General features: G+C 61.3%; 17 protein-coding genes. 6 read left to right on the plus strand and 11 right to left on the minus strand.

The window, feature by feature from the left end; all coding sequences use genetic code 11:
- Window positions 1–11: 11 nt before the first annotated feature.
- Window positions 12–569: a carboxymuconolactone decarboxylase family protein gene (locus M5G17_RS15395; RefSeq protein ID WP_273893756.1), complete on the minus strand. Its 558-nt coding sequence runs from the start codon at window positions 567–569 to the stop codon at window positions 12–14.
- Between the two features lie 106 nt (window positions 570–675).
- Between M5G17_RS15395 and M5G17_RS15400 the strand changes: the two genes are divergently transcribed.
- Window positions 676–1,587: an AraC family transcriptional regulator gene (locus M5G17_RS15400; protein WP_273893757.1), complete on the plus strand. Its 912-nt coding sequence runs from the start codon at window positions 676–678 to the stop codon at window positions 1,585–1,587.
- A gap of 81 nt (window positions 1,588–1,668) precedes the next feature.
- Here M5G17_RS15400 and M5G17_RS15405 read toward each other — a convergent pair whose 3' ends face one another.
- Together M5G17_RS15405 and M5G17_RS15410 are read right to left on the minus strand one after the other, a co-directional pair.
- Window positions 1,669–2,022 (minus strand): DUF1428 domain-containing protein, encoded by a 354-nt coding sequence (locus M5G17_RS15405; protein ID WP_273893758.1) that lies wholly within the window; start codon window positions 2,020–2,022, stop codon window positions 1,669–1,671.
- A 440-nt stretch (window positions 2,023–2,462) separates the two neighbouring features.
- Window positions 2,463–2,942 carry an isochorismatase family protein gene (locus M5G17_RS15410; protein ID WP_130265130.1) on the minus strand — a complete coding sequence of 160 codons (480 nt, stop codon included), beginning with the start codon at window positions 2,940–2,942 and terminating at the stop codon, window positions 2,463–2,465.
- A gap of 182 nt (window positions 2,943–3,124) precedes the next feature.
- On the opposite strand from M5G17_RS15410, the gene M5G17_RS15415 reads away from it, so the two are divergent.
- Together M5G17_RS15415 and M5G17_RS15420 are read left to right on the plus strand one after the other, a co-directional pair.
- Window positions 3,125–3,982, plus strand: coding sequence for a sensor domain-containing diguanylate cyclase (locus tag M5G17_RS15415; protein WP_273893759.1), 858 nt, complete (start codon window positions 3,125–3,127; stop codon window positions 3,980–3,982).
- 38 nt (window positions 3,983–4,020) lie between these two features.
- The gene (locus M5G17_RS15420; RefSeq protein ID WP_273893760.1) at window positions 4,021–4,182 is read left to right on the plus strand and encodes a DUF2986 domain-containing protein; all 162 of its coding nucleotides are present in this window, start codon (window positions 4,021–4,023) and stop codon (window positions 4,180–4,182) included.
- 7 nt (window positions 4,183–4,189) lie between these two features.
- Here the strand turns inward: M5G17_RS15420 and M5G17_RS15425 are convergent, their stop codons facing one another.
- Window positions 4,190–4,459 carry a hypothetical protein gene (locus M5G17_RS15425; RefSeq protein ID WP_273893761.1) on the minus strand — a complete coding sequence of 90 codons (270 nt, stop codon included), beginning with the start codon at window positions 4,457–4,459 and terminating at the stop codon, window positions 4,190–4,192.
- Window positions 4,449–4,814 carry an avidin-fold protein gene (locus tag M5G17_RS15430; RefSeq protein ID WP_273893762.1) on the minus strand — a complete coding sequence of 122 codons (366 nt, stop codon included), beginning with the start codon at window positions 4,812–4,814 and terminating at the stop codon, window positions 4,449–4,451. The genes M5G17_RS15425 and M5G17_RS15430 overlap by 11 nt, the downstream gene beginning before the upstream one ends.
- Before the next feature lie 200 nt (window positions 4,815–5,014).
- Between M5G17_RS15430 and M5G17_RS15435 the strand changes: the two genes are divergently transcribed.
- Window positions 5,015–6,598, plus strand: coding sequence for a hypothetical protein (locus tag M5G17_RS15435; protein ID WP_273893764.1), 1,584 nt, complete (start codon window positions 5,015–5,017; stop codon window positions 6,596–6,598).
- A 6-nt stretch (window positions 6,599–6,604) separates the two neighbouring features.
- Here the strand turns inward: M5G17_RS15435 and M5G17_RS15440 are convergent, their stop codons facing one another.
- Both M5G17_RS15440 and nfsB read right to left on the minus strand, forming a co-directional pair.
- The gene (locus M5G17_RS15440; protein WP_337993350.1) at window positions 6,605–7,300 is read right to left on the minus strand and encodes a tRNA (adenine(22)-N(1))-methyltransferase; all 696 of its coding nucleotides are present in this window, start codon (window positions 7,298–7,300) and stop codon (window positions 6,605–6,607) included.
- A 107-nt stretch (window positions 7,301–7,407) separates the two neighbouring features.
- A complete protein-coding gene (gene nfsB, locus M5G17_RS15445; RefSeq protein ID WP_273893766.1) occupies window positions 7,408–8,061 on the minus strand; it encodes an oxygen-insensitive NAD(P)H nitroreductase in 654 nt (217 codons plus the stop codon).
- A gap of 105 nt (window positions 8,062–8,166) precedes the next feature.
- Between nfsB and M5G17_RS15450 the strand changes: the two genes are divergently transcribed.
- Together M5G17_RS15450 and M5G17_RS15455 are read left to right on the plus strand one after the other, a co-directional pair.
- Window positions 8,167–9,057 (plus strand): LysR family transcriptional regulator, encoded by an 891-nt coding sequence (locus tag M5G17_RS15450; protein WP_273893767.1) that lies wholly within the window; start codon window positions 8,167–8,169, stop codon window positions 9,055–9,057.
- Between the two features lie 66 nt (window positions 9,058–9,123).
- Window positions 9,124–10,032 (plus strand): YncE family protein, encoded by a 909-nt coding sequence (locus M5G17_RS15455; protein ID WP_273893768.1) that lies wholly within the window; start codon window positions 9,124–9,126, stop codon window positions 10,030–10,032.
- Window positions 10,033–10,170: 138 nt separating this feature from the next.
- Here the strand turns inward: M5G17_RS15455 and M5G17_RS15460 are convergent, their stop codons facing one another.
- The 4 genes from M5G17_RS15460 to M5G17_RS15475 form a co-directional block, all read right to left on the minus strand.
- Window positions 10,171–10,983, minus strand: a complete 813-nt coding sequence (locus tag M5G17_RS15460) for a class I SAM-dependent methyltransferase (RefSeq protein ID WP_273893769.1) — start codon at window positions 10,981–10,983, stop codon at window positions 10,171–10,173.
- 166 nt (window positions 10,984–11,149) lie between these two features.
- Window positions 11,150–13,354 (minus strand): OsmC domain/YcaO domain-containing protein, encoded by a 2,205-nt coding sequence (locus M5G17_RS15465; RefSeq protein ID WP_273893770.1) that lies wholly within the window; start codon window positions 13,352–13,354, stop codon window positions 11,150–11,152.
- A gap of 167 nt (window positions 13,355–13,521) precedes the next feature.
- Window positions 13,522–14,001, minus strand: coding sequence for a DUF1842 domain-containing protein (locus M5G17_RS15470; protein ID WP_273893771.1), 480 nt, complete (start codon window positions 13,999–14,001; stop codon window positions 13,522–13,524).
- Window positions 14,002–14,020: 19 nt separating this feature from the next.
- Window positions 14,021–14,620 carry a DUF1842 domain-containing protein gene (locus M5G17_RS15475; protein WP_273893772.1) on the minus strand — a complete coding sequence of 200 codons (600 nt, stop codon included), beginning with the start codon at window positions 14,618–14,620 and terminating at the stop codon, window positions 14,021–14,023.
- Window positions 14,621–14,670: the final 50 nt, after the last annotated feature.

Consider the following 14,670-nt stretch of genomic DNA (forward strand, 5'->3'; position numbering starts at 1 on the left):
GCCAAGGGTCATCAGGCCGAAGGCTGCCAGCGGTACTTGCTCAGCTCGTCATTGAGCGGCGTTTGGGCGAACACATTAGCAAAATTGCACAGGGTAGCGAGACTCACGCCGAGGATCACTTCAAGGGCGTGGCCTTCGCTGTAGCCCGCCTCGCGGAACGCGCCGTAGCCGGCTTCGCTGACATTGCCACGAGTGGCGATCACTTCGCGGGTGAACGCGGCCAGAGCTTCGAGCTTGTCTTGCGGCAGTTCGCCCTTGGCACGCAGGGCATCGACCACCTCCTGCGGCAGCTTGGCCTTGTTCAAGGCCACGGCGGTGTGGCCGGCCACGCAGAAGTCGCAGCCGTGATTGGTGGCGGCCACCAGTTGCACCACCTCGCGCTCAGCCAGGCTCAGCTCGGCCTTGCCGTTGAGGGCCGACACCGTGACGTAGGTTTCCAGCGCCGCCGGGGCGTTGGCCAGCACGCCGAGCAGGTTGGGAATGAAGCCTGAGGCCTTCTGGGCGTTTTCCAGGTAAGGACGGGCAGCCTCTGGGGCGCTTTGCAGTGTATGGACAGTGACACGCGACATGGAGTGGACTCCTGCTGACTAAGGGTGTGCCACAAGTCTGTTGGTTATAAGAATTACCTGCCATATTCTGCAGTCGCTATTACTTGCTCCTGAGTCTTTTCATTAGATGATTTCATCCAGCCCCCTCGTCGATTGGTTATTAGAAAGCCTTGAGCTAGACGCCAGCCTGTTCCATGTCGGGCGTTATTGCGGCGGCTGGCACGCCAGCACCCACGGCCTGGCCCGAGCCAGTTTTCACCTGGTGGTCCAGGGCCATTGCTGGCTGCATATCGACGGTCAGGCCGAGGCCATTCGCCTGCAAGCTGGCGATGCGGTGTTCCTGCTGCGCGACTTCAACTATCGGCTGTCCAACGCCGCAGAGTGCGAACTGGCCCAACAACAACCGCGCCAGGTCATGCAGCCACTGGACAGTGACGCCAGCGACGGTGTGGGCCTGGTTTGCGGGTTCTTCCACTTTCAGCCGGGCTTGTCGTCGCTGATCATCGAAGGCCTGGACGACTGGATCATCCTGCGCGCCGGTGACCCGGCGCTCAGTGCTGCGCGGGCGCTGTTCGAGCTGATCCTTGCCGAGTGCCAGCGCCTGCCGGCGCCCTCCTCGGCCTTGCTCGAACGCTTAAGCCATCTGCTGTTTTTGTATGTGCTGCGCCAGCGCGTCAGTGATGACCAAGGCATTCGTGGCCTGGTGGCACTGGCACGTCACAGCAACTTTGCCAGCCTGCTCGAGCAGTTGATCGAGCAGCCCGAGCAGCCCTGGTCGCTTGAAAGCATGGCGGCATGCACCGGGCTGTCTCGTTCGGCGTTCTTCAAGCGCTTCAGTGAACTGGCCGGGCAGTCCCCGGGGCAGGTACTGCTGGCCCTGCGCATGCGCCATGCCTGCCAGTTGCTCAAGGCCAACAACACCGTCGAACAGGTATGCGCGGCCGTGGGGTATCAGTCGATTGCCGCCTTCACCCGCGCCTTCAGCAAGGCCGTCGGGGTGCAGCCGGGAGCGTATCGGCGCCAGCATGAGGGGCGCTGAGGTAAACGACGCGGCACAGATCATCGCGGGGCAAGCCCGCTTCCACCGGGCCTGTGGGAGCGGGCTTGCCCCGCGATCAACCTAAACATCCACCAAAATCCTGAAGCCACCGAAAATCATCCGCATGCCATCAAACGGCATCGGATTCTTGTCCGGCTGCAAGCGCGGATCCTGCATCATCTTCTGCATCCCCGCATCGCGCACCTCGCGCGACGGCCAGAGGATCCAGGAGAACACCACCGTCTCGTCGTCCTTGAGCTTCACGGCCATGGGAAACGAGGTGATCTTGCCGTCCGGCACATCATCGCCCCAGCACTCGATCACCTTCAGCGCGCCGCACTCCTTGAACACCACGGCGGCGGCCTCGGCGTGCGTTTTGAACGTATCGCGGTTGGCGGTAGGGACTGCGAGGACGAAACCGTCTACATAGGACATGGGAATGCTCCTGCCTTGGGGGTGTGCAGGATGGTCGATTGGGCAGGGGGAGGATCGACAGGCCTGCGTGCAGGTCCGACCGGTGGTTATCAGGTTTACGACCTCAACACACGCTCTCGCCATGCACCAAGGCTCACGACGCCGCTCTAACAGGCCATGGCACGTTGCAACAAATGTGGGAGCCGGCCTTGCCCGCGATGCGCCGCGCGGGCGGCGCTCGATCTCAAGGGCGCTACAAACCTTGCGGCGTACACCGGGTAGGCTTTACCCCATCTCAAGTCATGCGCCTTGACGCCTACACATCCTCGACAGATGTGTAGATACCTATGCCGCAATGAGGCCAGTGCAGCGAGCACACCAGGTGGCGGTTGGATTGCGACCGCTTCGCGCACGAATCGTGGGGCAAGCCCACAGTTAATAATGGTTCATACGGTAGACACTCACCGATCAAGATCGGCCAGAATCTCTGCCCTTGTCGTAACCTGACGAAAATGATGCTTCCACAGATCGATGCCCAGACGGCCCGACCTGTCCAGCGACGAGCCCACCGTCAGGTCGGTCACCAGCGTTGGTGATAGCCCTGCATCGAACAGCGCAAAGCCTGCGGCGAGCACGCAAGTTTCGGTCTGGATGCCACACACCAGCACGCGCTCAACGCCCAGCTGCTTGATGTACTCGATCGTTTCCACGCTCTGCCCGTAGCCGTGCTTGATAAACACCCTGTCGGCCTCGACCAGGCTCTCGTCTTCGGCCGCCGGATGCCAGCCGAGTTGTTTTTCAAACGGGGTTACCCGCTCATCATGCAACTCGACCGAGGCAATGGTCAGGATCCTCTCTGACAAGGCCCGCACACCATCGACCAGCCACTCGGGCGGGCTGAACGTGGACTGGACATCAACGATAAGCAAAACCTGGCGCATAAACCTCTCTCTCGCACTGACCAATGGCGCTGAGTATATCGACTTGGTACGGATGATTGGTCCTTTGCCTTGCATCTCATGGCCTGGATCACCGCTGGCACGATCGTCGCTAGTCTAACGGGGCTTGCCACCTGCCTTGACCAGCAGCCATGATCCAGCAAAACAACGCGGACCCCTGGCCTATGCCCGTAGACCTGCAAACGCTCTACCCCAAATTGATCCACCTGATGCTGGACACGGTGTTCGTGGTCGACCGGGACAACCAGATTGTGTTTGTCAGCGATGCCTGCGAAACGCTGCTTGGCTACCGTGCCGACGAGCTGACCGGCACACCGATCACCGACTACATCCACCCTGACGACCTGGCGGTTACCCGGACCTCGATTGTCCGGGTCATGAATGGCCAATCCCACGTCGACTTCCGCAACCGCTACATCCGCAAGGATGGCAGTGTCGTGCACATACTCTGGGCGGCGTTCTGGTCCGAGGAGGTGGAGGCGCGAATCGGCGTCGCGCGGGATGTGACGGCCTTGAGGCAAGCTGAGGAAGAATTACACTTCCTGGCCCATCACGACCCCTTGACCGCCCTGACCAACCGCTCGCTGTTCAACCATCGACTGGAGTCGGCCCTGCACACGGCGCACCGCCAGCAAAGTAGCCTGGCGTTGCTGTTTCTGGATATCAACGACTTCAAGGGGATCAATGATATCCACGGGCATGCCATGGGGGATCGTATCCTCTGCATGATTGCGCGGCGCCTGGAAGGCTGCGTGCGTGAGACCGACACGGTGGCGCGCATAGGTGGCGATGAGTTCACTGTGCTGTTGCCGGGTATCCATTCGCAGGAGGCCGTTCATGCGAAGATCGAACAGATTCGCGCAGTCCTGGCCGAGCCGCTGGGTGCTGAATTTGGCGGGATCAAGATGCCATCCTGCAGTGTCGGCGTAGCCTTTTATCCCATCGATGCCGAGGATGCCGACACGCTGCTCAGCCATGCCGATAGCGATATGTACCGGATCAAGAAACATCGCTCCGCGTAGCTGATATCATTCCGGCTTTTACAATTCCGAGTAAAAAAGTGAACCGTCAAAAGAAAATCAAGCATCTGTTGAAGGCCCACGCCAAAAAGGCCAGTGCCAAATTGGCGCCCAAGAGCAAGCCTAAATACATTTGCAAGGCTGACCGGCTGAAAGTGGACGCTGAAGCCAGTCCTGACGCCATCATTGCACCGAGCGCTTGACGATACATCAACCGGCCTGTTGCTCCGCTACGCACTGTGCATAGCCATCGGCGAACGCCGCATCGAAGCGCAGCTTCACCGGCTCTTCAAGGTCCGCCGAGGTGTTGAGCAATTCGCGGGTAGCCGGGGTGTATTTGATCCAGCCGATGGTGCCGGTGCCATCGGTGTCATACAACAGCTTGGCTTGCACGGTTTTGCCGTCGTCCTCGTCAATCAACAGGTTGACCTTGTCCTTGCCGACATAACGAAAATAGACCCCGTCATTGCTACGCGGCAAGTTCGATGTAGCTCGACTCCCCGCCCCCCGTCGCACCCGACAACCAACCCCAGACGAAGCTCAGCGTGGTGCGCCCTGCCTGATCAACACCGAGCGTGCCGCGCGACCAGCCGCAGAGCAGTTCGTCATCGGTGGTCAGGCAGTGGAACAGCAGTTCGATGGTATCGGGGCCCGTTGCGCGCCCGACCTGATGACCCAGGCGGATGCGGCCGCCCTGGTAGGTGCTGGAAATGGCATTGCCCTCGACCTGGTAGTGGAAGACCGTACCTGCACCGGAGAGCCCATGGGCATTGTTGGCAACTGCGAACCGGCGATTATGCAAGCGCTCGCTTACTTGAGAGAAGTGACTATCCATCGATGTCGGGTCCTTGAGGTCGGATGATCCATTGCAGTTGGGGACGATCCTATCCCACTTTCTTCGGGTAACAATAGGTATTGCCGGACTACGAGCGGACGGAACTGCCCGGATCGCGGGCAAGCCCGCGCCCACACACTCAAGCTTGGCAATCCGCCGCCGATACCTTTGAACAAGTATGGATACTACGGGTAACGACCATGACTCCAATCAGCGCAGGATTGCGCATTGCCCCTGCCTACACGGCCGTCCAGCCGACACCGGCGGTTGTGAGCACCGCTGCCAAGCCACTCGCACCGATTGCCAGTAGCACCGTCAGCCTGGGCCAGAGCCCCCGTGAAGAGGACACCAGCACCTATTCGTCCCGCGGGGTCATCACAGTACCCCTACGCTACGCGCTGGAACATGACAGCCAGACCAAGCTCAGCACGAAGCTTCTAGTCGGCGTCCAGTCTTCGGCTATCGGCTCGCGTTTGCATGGCCTCGGCGCTGCCTTGCTCAATGAATTAGTGGCCAATGGTGGGCAGTCATTCACCCAATCGGTGTTCGCCTTCGCCGAGGGTAGCCAGCCAAGTGCCGAGGCCCTGAAGCTTCAAGGCAACAACTTGCGCCAACACCCGGCCAATGCCGTGAACCTGAGCCTGACCACCGCGTCTGGTACCTCCATTGCCCTGACCCTGGCCAGCAATGAGCAAGGCCTGGCAGTCAGCGCCGAGGTGCAGGGAGGCCAGCTCACGAGCGATGAGCTCAACGGCCTGGCGTCGCTGGCCGACAGTTTTCAGGCAGCCATCACCGGCCTGAGCGAGGAGCCACCGCGCCTGCAACTAGGCAAGCTGGCGACACTCGACCCGGCCCTGTTCAGCTCGCTGCAGATGCGAACCAAGCTGGACACGGCAAATGGTGAGCCGTTGTCCTTCGACCTGAAACTGGACGACAGCACGCGCAAACTCAGCCTGCAGGGCCCTGCCGGCAATGTGCAGTTGAACCTCGATACCCGCGACAGCTCACTGCTGGGAAAAAGCGCCCAGCGCCAGGCCGCGATCAGCAATTACCTGAGCCAGTTCGATGCGGCGCAGAGCCGCGGCAAAGGTGACAAGAACCTGGTGAGCCTGCTCAAGGACGCCTTCGTTCAGCTCAATAGCGCGGACGACATCGGCAGGCCATCGACCGGCCGTATCCCATTGCTGGCTGCCAAAGACACCGTTCTGCTCAGTGGTCTGGCAGACTTCAGCGCATCGATCAGCCAGACCAGCCAGCAGCCAAACTCGCTGCGGCCGACAGAGATGGACCACTTCGACTACCAGGTGTCCCAGTCCACCAAAGCCAGTGGTGCGTCCCCGGCGAACCGTTCGGTGCAACAGGATCAGCAGGCGCAGCTCACCGCCGCCTACCACACCAGCCTCTACCCACAGGAGTCGCTGGCCAACGCTCTGTTGTCGCAGAACTACCGTTACCACCAGATCAGCGACCAATCGAGCAGTAGCACGCGCCTGAGCTACGACAACAATGTCCTGGTGCAAGCCAGCGCCACTCAGCAGGCGAGCCAGAACGAGCGTGTGCGCACTTACGCCAATGGCGCGCTGCAAAGCGACCTGAGCACACCACGCTCCGTCTCCGAATCGCGCAATCTGCTGGGCCTGCTCACCGACCTGTTCGAGCGCGAACGCATCTCCCTGCGCGATCGCGGCCTATCGATCCTGGAAGCACAGCTGCAGTCGCAACGCAGCCAGTGGCAATTGCAGTCCGATCCAGCGCAGCTTCGCCAGCAACCAGCCCAGCAATAAACCGGCCTACGCCAGCAGCTCGGTAATCCACCGAGCTTGCCGGGCGACTTGCTGAACCTTGTCCTCGGGCACGGCCTGGCGCGCGCGGGCGAAGTTGGCCAGGGTCTGCTGCTTGCGCTGCAGAATGCTTTGCCACTTGGCCAGGAAGGCCGGGCTGCGGGCCTGCATCTGCAACGGGCCGAAGTACAGTTGCTCTTCGGTATAGGCCACCGGCCCGGCCCGCTCGGCGACGATGACTTCATAGTCAAAGCGATTTTCCCGCAGGATCTCCTCGTGCAGGATGCGGTAGCCGTTGTCCATCAGCCACTGGCGCAACGGTTGTTCGCCGCCGTTGGGCTGCAGGATCAGCCGCTCTCGGCCGCTCAGCCGGGCCTTGCCGCTGTCGAGGATGTCACGAATGCTCTCGCCGCCCATGCCGCAGATGCTGATCGCGTCGATCGCATCCGCAGGCTCGATCGCCGCCAGGCCATCGGCCAGGCGCACCCTGACCTGCTGCTCAAGGCCCTGGTCACGGACGGTGCGGCAGGCGGCGTTGAACGGCGTCAACGCCACCTCGCCGGCTACCGCTGCGGCGATCGCGCCACGGCGCAGCAATGCCACCGGCAGGTAGGCGTGATCTGAGCCGATATCGGCCAGGCGCGCACCGGCCGGCACTTGCGCGGCCACACGCTGAAGGCGCATGGACAAAGTCTGTTGGTTCAACGGCAGCCTCTTTGAGCACGAACGTCCGGCACCGTTGGCCGGATCGGGGCGCGATTCTGGCGGGCATTGCGCGCTAATTCAACTTTATCGGCCGCGCGGACACCTGTTTACAGATAGGTAAACAGTGACTGCGCAGGCAACCTCGACTTGGGCAGGCCGGCGTTGAAGTCTTCGCTGCTGCGGTAGCCGAGGCTGACCAGCACCAAACTGGTGAAACCCTGCTCACGCAAGCCCAGTTCGGCATCCAGCACCTTGCTGTCAAAACCTTCCATGGGCGTTGCATCAACGCCCAGCGAGGCCGCCCCGAGCAACAGCGTGCCAAGCGCCAGGTAGGTCTGCTTCTCCATCCAGTGCTGCAAGTCTTTTTGCTCGTAGCGGTGCAGATCGACATAGCCACGTCGGCTGCCGTCCTGCCCTGCCCTGGCCTGGTCGGTATGAAAACGTCCGTCGCAAGCCTCCTGGGCCAACACCGCCTGCAAGTGCTCCTCAGGCATGTGGGTGCGTGTGCAAAAGACAATGACGTGGGAGGCATTGAGGATTTTTGCCTGGTTGTAGGCAAAGCCGTTCTCGGTGCCCTTGGCAATACGCGCACGGTCCTGGTCGGTTTGGGCTATGACGAAATGCCAGGGCTGCGAGTTCACCGAGGACGGGCTGTTGCGCAGTTGTTCGAGCAAGGCCTGCAGCGTGGCGGCCGGGACTTTGCGGGTGGCATCGAAGGCCTTGGTGGTGTAGCGGTGTTGAGCCAGGCTGACGAGATCCATGGGTGCATTCCTGATTGAAGAAGTAAGGTCGAGGCATAGTTTTACTTTCCCCGTGGTAAAGAAAAACCGGCAAAATGCGCCAACACTTTCACTGCAGGAGTGAAAATGATCCGTATTGATGATCTGGGGATGTTTGTCCGCAGCGCCGCCCTGGGCAGTTTCACCGCTGCGGCGCTTGAGGCCGACCTGCTACCGGGCCAGGTGGCGGCAGCGATCAAGCGCCTTGAGCACGAACTCGACGTGCGCCTGTTTGCCCGCACCACCCGCAGCCTGCGCCTGACGGCGCAAGGTGAGCAGTACCTGCCGACCGCCGTGTCGGTGCTGCAAACCCTCGAGCAAGGGCGCGACAGCCTGCGCGGTGACAACGCCCCGCTGCAAGGCGTGCTGCAAGTCGCCGCGCCCTCGGATCTTGGGCGCAACATTCTGCTGCCTTGGCTCTCGGCGTTTCGACGCGAACACCCGCAACTGAATCTGCGTCTGTTTCTCTCCGACCAGATCGCCGATCTGTTTCGCGACCCAGTGGACATCGCCATTCGCTATGGGCTCAACGCCGAGGCCAACTATGTGGCGCTGCCGCTGGCACCGTGGAATCGGCGGGTGCTGGTGGCCTCGCCAGCTTACCTTGAACGCCATGGCCGTCCATCGGCCCCAAAGGACCTGCTCGCCCACGACTGTTTGCTGTACCTGCAACACGGCCGCGTCTACGACAAGTGGCGGGTGGGTTCGCAGACCCTTCAGGTTTCAGGGCCACTGTTCAGCGACGACGCCGAGGTTGCTCGCCGCTGGGCGATCGAGGGCGAAGGTATCGCGTTCAAGTCCTGGCTGGATGTCAGCGCCGATGTGCTGGCCGGGCGTCTTGAGCTGGTGCTGCCCGACTGCCCTGGCGAGGTGCTGCCCTTGAGCCTGGTCTGCCCGCATCGCAAACAGCTCTCGCCGGCGGTGTCGCAGTTGCATGCCTGGCTCGTCGAGCAGTTCAGGACGTTGCAGCCGATGTGAGGCTTTGCAGAAACCCGGCCTGGCTTTATCCTGCGCCTCTTTGCCCAACGGCCCTGGGAAGTTCCAATGTACATTGATGTACCGCGCCGCCTGGTGTTCTTCGACAAACACGACAGCATCCGCCCGACCCGCCTGAGCCAATACGATCCGGACAGCGGCGCCGTTAGCTACCCGCTTGGCCCGCAGGCCGACGATAGTGTCAGTGACATCAGCGCCGATGGCCGGCGCATGGCCCTGCAAGGGATCGACTGGCTGGTGCTGCGCGGCGCCAGTCGCTCACGCTTGAGCTTTATCCAGGACGGTGCGCCGCTGCAGGCAACCGACAGGTTCCTGTCGTACTGGGCGCGTTTCGACCCCAGCGCCAAGTACGCGCTGGTCAGTGTCGGCAACGGTAAAAAACGCCCCGTGGTCATCGACCTGGACAGCGGCGAATGCAGCGAGCCTATCGCTCGCGATGTCGACGCCAGGTTCGGCAGCATCGACCCCGTGCAGGGTAAACTCTGGGCCCCCGATGAGCGCGCCAGCAACAGCGTACTGGTCGTTGACTGCGCCAGCGGCGAGATCAGCAAGGTGGCGGTGTCGCTTGCGGCCAAGGTGAAAAACCTGCGTTTTTCTCGCGATGGCGAATACCTGTTCGTCGTCGGCGAAAACCACCGCCTGCTTTGCTGCGACCGCGACGGCGCGGTGCGCTGGGCCAGGGACATGAGTGAGTACGGCCAGACCGGCTCCGGGCAGATCTTCTTCAATGAGTCTGGCAGCCACCTGTGCCTGCCCCTCTCAGCAACCCAGCGCTCCGACTGGGGCGAAGACATCATCATTGCGACGGACAGCGGCCAGGTCGAAAACGCCGTTGTGCGGCAAAACGGCCCACCTGCCCGGCTTGCGGCCGACTGGTTTGGCGATCGGTTGTTGACCCATCGCCTGGAGGTCGTGGACTTCTTTACCGGCGCAGTCATCGACACGATACATCTGTAGGAGCGGGCTTGCCCCGCGATAGCGGTCTGTCAGTCACATCGCTTCGCGGGGCAAGTCGGGTCGCCGCATCGCCGCTCCCACAGAGATCGCGCAAGCTTTTTAGATTTTCATCAAGACAGTTGCTCCCACCTAAATTGCTCAGCGGCGAGTGATAACGACTTCCAGGTACTCGCTGGGCACCACCAGCGAACCTTGCGCCACATTGCTGTCGTTCAACAGTTGGCTCAGATCGCTTTCCAGGGCGCTGGCCTTGTCACCCTCCAACGATGCGAATGCCTTGTGCACCGGTCCATACCAGGTCCTGAACACGTCGATGAAATGCGCTGGCGAACGATAGCGGAAGTTGAAGTGTTCCCGGTTTACCTTGATCGAGCCGATAGCATCGGCAAACAGAGTGTGCAGCTGTTCCTCATCGCCCCAGCGCGACGGCGGTAGCGCACCAGCCGGTGGCGGGACGTGGCGACCGAGGGTCTTGAACATTTGCCCGACAAAACCTTGTGGGGTCCAGTTCGCCAGGCCAATACGACCGCCCGAGCGGCACACACGCCCCAGCTCCCTGGCCGCCTGGGCCTGGTCGGGGGCGAACATAACACCGAAAGTCGAGACCACTGCGTCGAACGCTCCCGCCTGGAACGGCAAGGCTTCAACATCGGCGACCTGAAACACAACATTGCTCAGATGTTCGGCCCGCGCGCGCTCTTCGCCACGCTTGAGCAGCTCGCCGACATAGTCAGTAGAGGTGACCTGGCAGCCACGCCGGGCGGCGGCCAGGGTGGCGTTGCCGTTGCCGGCGGCGACATCCAGCACCTGTTCATCCCAGCGCAAGTCGCAGGCTTCGGCCAGGCGTTCGCCAACCAACTGCAAGGTGGTGCCAATCACCGCGTAATCGCCACTGGCCCAAGCCGCCTGCTGGCGGGCCTTCAAGGCATTCATATCCAGAGGTGTGCTCATGGTCTGCACCTGATGAGGTTGTTCACACGAACGCTCAGCTAAACGCCAACCTGATGATCCGGCAAGCGGCGCCGTTTCAGTGGCAAGATTCGTTGGTTACAGGGCTATAACCTGGATGCATAAACACAAAAAAAGCACCCGAAGGTGCTATTCTTGTTTACGCGTCTTACCGAGACAGGTTGGCCACCTTGGCCCGCGCCGCGTGCAGCTTTTTGTAGCTGTCGACCAGGCGCTGGTGACGCTCGAGGCCCTCGAGCTTCATGCTGGTCGGCGTCAGGCCGTAGAAGCGTACGCTGCCGTCCACCGAACCGAGCACCGCGTCCATGCGCGGGTTGCCGAACATGCGGCGGAAGTTGACCTCGTAATCGGCCAGTTCCAGCTCATCGTCCAGCGCCACTTCGAGCACCACATTCACCGCCTGATAGAACAGACCGCGCTCAACGGTGTTGTCGTTGAACTGCAGGAAGGTTTCGACCAGCTCTTTGGCGGGCTCGAATTGCTGCAGGGCAAGGTGAATCAGCAGTTTCAATTCGAGGATGGTCAACTGGCCCCAGGCGGTGTTGTCGTCAAACTCGATGCCGATCAGGGTGGTGATGTCGGTGTAGTCATCCAGCTCGCTTTCTTCCAGGCGCTCGACCAGCGCATGCAGTTGCTCATCCTCCAGACGGTGCAGGTTGAGGATGTCTTCACGGAAGAACAGCGCTTTGTTGGTGTTGTCCCAGATCAGGTCATCTACCGGATAGATTTCCGAATAGTCCGGTACCAGGATACGACACGCCGTGGCGCCCAGGTGCTCGTACACCGCCATGTACACTTCTTTGCCCATGTCCTGGAGAATGCCGAACAGCGCTGCGGCTTCTTCGGCGTTGGCGTGTTCGCCCTCGGCGCTGAAGTCCCACTCGACGAACTCGAAGTCTGCCTTGGCACTGAAGAAGCGCCACGACACCACGCCGCTGGAGTCGATGAAGTGCTCGACAAAGTTGTTCGGCTCGGTCACCGCGTGGCTTTCGAAGGTTGGCTGCGGCAGGTCGTTCAGGCCTTCAAAACTGCGGCCCTGGAGCAATTCGGTGAGGCTGCGCTCCAGCGCCACTTCAAAGCTTGGGTGCGCGCCGAACGAGGCGAACACGCCGCCCGTGCGTGGGTTCATCAAAGTCACGCACATCACCGGGAAGGCACCGCCCAGCGAGGCGTCCTTGACCAGCACCGGGAAGCCCTGCTCTTCCAGGCCCTGGATGCCGGCAAGAATGGCCGGGTACTTGGCCAGCACTGCTTGCGGCACATCCGGCAGGGCCAGTTCGCCTTCGAGAATCTCGCGCTTCACCGCCCGCTCGAAAATCTCCGACAGGCACTGCACCTGGGCTTCGGCCAGGGTGTTGCCGGCGCTCATGCCGTTGCTCAGGTAGAGGTTTTCAATCAGGTTGGAGGGGAAGTACACCACCTCGCCATCGGACTGGCGCACGAACGGCAGCGAGCAGATACCGCGCTCGATATTGCCCGAGTTGGTGTCGTACAGGTGCGAGCCACACAACTCGCCATCGGGGTTGTAAATCTCGCGGCAGTACTCGTCGAGGATTTCCTTCGGCAGTGCATCTTTGCGCCCAGGCTTGAACCAGCGCTCGTCCGGGTAGTGGACAAACTCTGCAGTGGCGATGTCTTCGCCCCAGAACTGGTCGTTGTAGAAGAAGTTGCAGTTCAGCCGCTCGATGAATTCGCCCAGTGCCGAGGCCAGCGCGCCCTCTTTGGTCGCCCCCTTGCCGTTGGTAAAGCACATCGGCGACTGTGCATCACGGATATGCAGCGACCAGACGTTGGGCACGATGTTGCGCCACGAGGCGATCTCGATCTTCATCCCCAGGCCTGCGAGAATCGCCGACATGTTGGCGATGGTCTGCTCCAGCGGCAGGTCCTTGCCGGCGATGTAGGTGCTGGTGTCCGAGGCCGGGTCGAGCATCAGCAGGGCCTGGGCATTGGCATCGAGGTTTTCCACCTCTTCGATGACAAAATCGGGGCCGGTCTGCACCACCTTCTTCACCGTGCAACGGTCGATGGAGCGCAGGATGCCCTGGCGGTCCTTCTCGCTGATATCAGCCGGCAGCTCGACCTGGATCTTGAAGATCTGCTTGTAGCGGTTCTCCGGGTCAACGATGTTGTTCTGCGACAGGCGAATGTTATCGGTGGGGATGTCACGGGTCTGGCAGTACAGCTTGACGAAGTACGCCGCGCACAGCGCCGAGGAGGCCAGGAAGTAGTCGAACGGGCCTGGCGCCGAGCCATCGCCCTTGTAGCGGATAGGTTGGTCGGCCACCACCGTGAAGTCATCGAACTTGGCTTCAAGTCGAAGGTTGTCGAGAAAGTTAACCTTGATTTCCATGGGGGATTACCATACCGAGCAAAACGATTTGGCCGCCATTATCCGGGTTTTCGCTGGGATGTCTTGTCCTTCAAACCGGTAAGGCGACGCTCCCCTGGCCGAGCGATGTTTATAGAGAGAGAGAAAGACAACCCGGTCACCCCGGGCTGCCCTCCTGTTACGCCGGTTTACACGCTTTCCAGCTCGGCAATCGCCGTCCGCAGACGGTTTCGGCTGTGCTCGCCGAGATCCTTGTGGCTCTGGTGAGTCTCGGTCGGTGCCTGGCGCACCTTGGCGTGGGGCACCACGTGCCAATCTCCACCATCCAGGCGCAGGTAGCGGTAGGTGGCGGTCCCCCTGGCCCAGTCAGCGTCGAGGATCCCGTGCAGGTGGAAGGTCTGCTCAAGGGTACTGAACGGGCCGCTCGGGCTGCCAGTGAGGTTAAGGACGATATGGCCCTCGCCTTTGAGGCCGAGCTTGAGGTCTGAGTAGTCACCCCAGACATCGGCGTGGAAGTTCAGCGGCGGGTACGTAGCAGTGAAGATGCTGGCTACGCCGCTGATCCTCTTCTGCACGGTATTGACCAGCAGATCGAGGGTCAGGACCGGCGCGCCGAGCAGGCCGGTGCGCACGTTGAGGCGAGTGTGGAACAGTCCGATTGCAGGCATGGTACGACTCCTTGTCTGGTCAGGCGCGGCTGGACTTGCCGGCTTTGCCGGAAGCGCTGTTGGTCGAATCGATGGCGGTATTCAGCGCCTGGCCGGCGTCACCGGCGGCCAGGGCCTTGAGGTGCTCGACATCGCCTGTGGCAATCACCGCGTCCAGGGTAGTGGCGTGCAGCGGTGCCTGGATGTCGAGGTTGCCGAAAGTTTGGATACGGGTTTCTTCCCGGTGCGCGGGGGCTTCGACCACGATCCTTTGCCCTTGGCTGTTCAGGTAGCTATAACCCGCCAGGCCTTTTTGCCAGTCGGTGCCGACCGCAAGATTGAGGTAGAAGGTGATCGGTGAATTGGCCGTCTTGCCGCCATGGTTGCCTTGCAGGGTAATAAGGATTTTGCTCGAGCTCGGTGGCAGGAGCGGCTGATAGCTGAAGGTGCCCCAGACGTCCAAGTGCTGGTCCAGCGGTGGGTTGGTCGCCTGGGTGAGCTGGGCGACGCCGCGCAGGGTGCGGTCGGCTGGATGAACCAGCAGGTCGAGTACCAGGCGCTGGGCGCCGGATGCCTCGGTGCCAATAACATAAGACAGTGGGAACAGTCCGATTACAGGTGCTTGTAGTGAGTCAGTCATGGTGCCTCCATTGCAATCAATGAGTGGAAACAAGCGCGTAGGCTGTTTCT

Source organism: Pseudomonas rubra (genome assembly GCF_028656935.1).
Lineage (GTDB): Bacteria > Pseudomonadota > Gammaproteobacteria > Pseudomonadales > Pseudomonadaceae > Aquipseudomonas > Aquipseudomonas rubra.

Coding starts and splice junctions, on each gene's coding strand:
- M5G17_RS15430 (WP_273893762.1), bottom strand. CDS start 4,814: ATGGATAGTCACTTCTCTCAAGTAAGCGAGCGCTTGCATAATCGCCGG.
- nfsB (WP_273893766.1), bottom strand. CDS start 8,061: ATGGATCTCGTCAGCCTGGCTCAACACCGCTACACCACCAAGGCCTTC.
- M5G17_RS15475 (WP_273893772.1), bottom strand. CDS start 14,620: ATGACTGACTCACTACAAGCACCTGTAATCGGACTGTTCCCACTGTCT.
- M5G17_RS15460 (WP_273893769.1), bottom strand. CDS start 10,983: ATGAGCACACCTCTGGATATGAATGCCTTGAAGGCCCGCCAGCAGGCG.
- M5G17_RS15455 (WP_273893768.1), top strand. CDS start 9,124: ATGTACATTGATGTACCGCGCCGCCTGGTGTTCTTCGACAAACACGAC.
- M5G17_RS15465 (WP_273893770.1), bottom strand. CDS start 13,354: ATGGAAATCAAGGTTAACTTTCTCGACAACCTTCGACTTGAAGCCAAG.
- M5G17_RS15400 (WP_273893757.1), top strand. CDS start 676: ATGATTTCATCCAGCCCCCTCGTCGATTGGTTATTAGAAAGCCTTGAG.
- M5G17_RS15470 (WP_273893771.1), bottom strand. CDS start 14,001: ATGCCTGCAATCGGACTGTTCCACACTCGCCTCAACGTGCGCACCGGC.
- M5G17_RS15410 (WP_130265130.1), bottom strand. CDS start 2,942: ATGCGCCAGGTTTTGCTTATCGTTGATGTCCAGTCCACGTTCAGCCCG.
- M5G17_RS15450 (WP_273893767.1), top strand. CDS start 8,167: ATGATCCGTATTGATGATCTGGGGATGTTTGTCCGCAGCGCCGCCCTG.
- M5G17_RS15395 (WP_273893756.1), bottom strand. CDS start 569: ATGTCGCGTGTCACTGTCCATACACTGCAAAGCGCCCCAGAGGCTGCC.
- M5G17_RS15405 (WP_273893758.1), bottom strand. CDS start 2,022: ATGTCCTATGTAGACGGTTTCGTCCTCGCAGTCCCTACCGCCAACCGC.
- M5G17_RS15415 (WP_273893759.1), top strand. CDS start 3,125: ATGCCCGTAGACCTGCAAACGCTCTACCCCAAATTGATCCACCTGATG.
- M5G17_RS15435 (WP_273893764.1), top strand. CDS start 5,015: ATGACTCCAATCAGCGCAGGATTGCGCATTGCCCCTGCCTACACGGCC.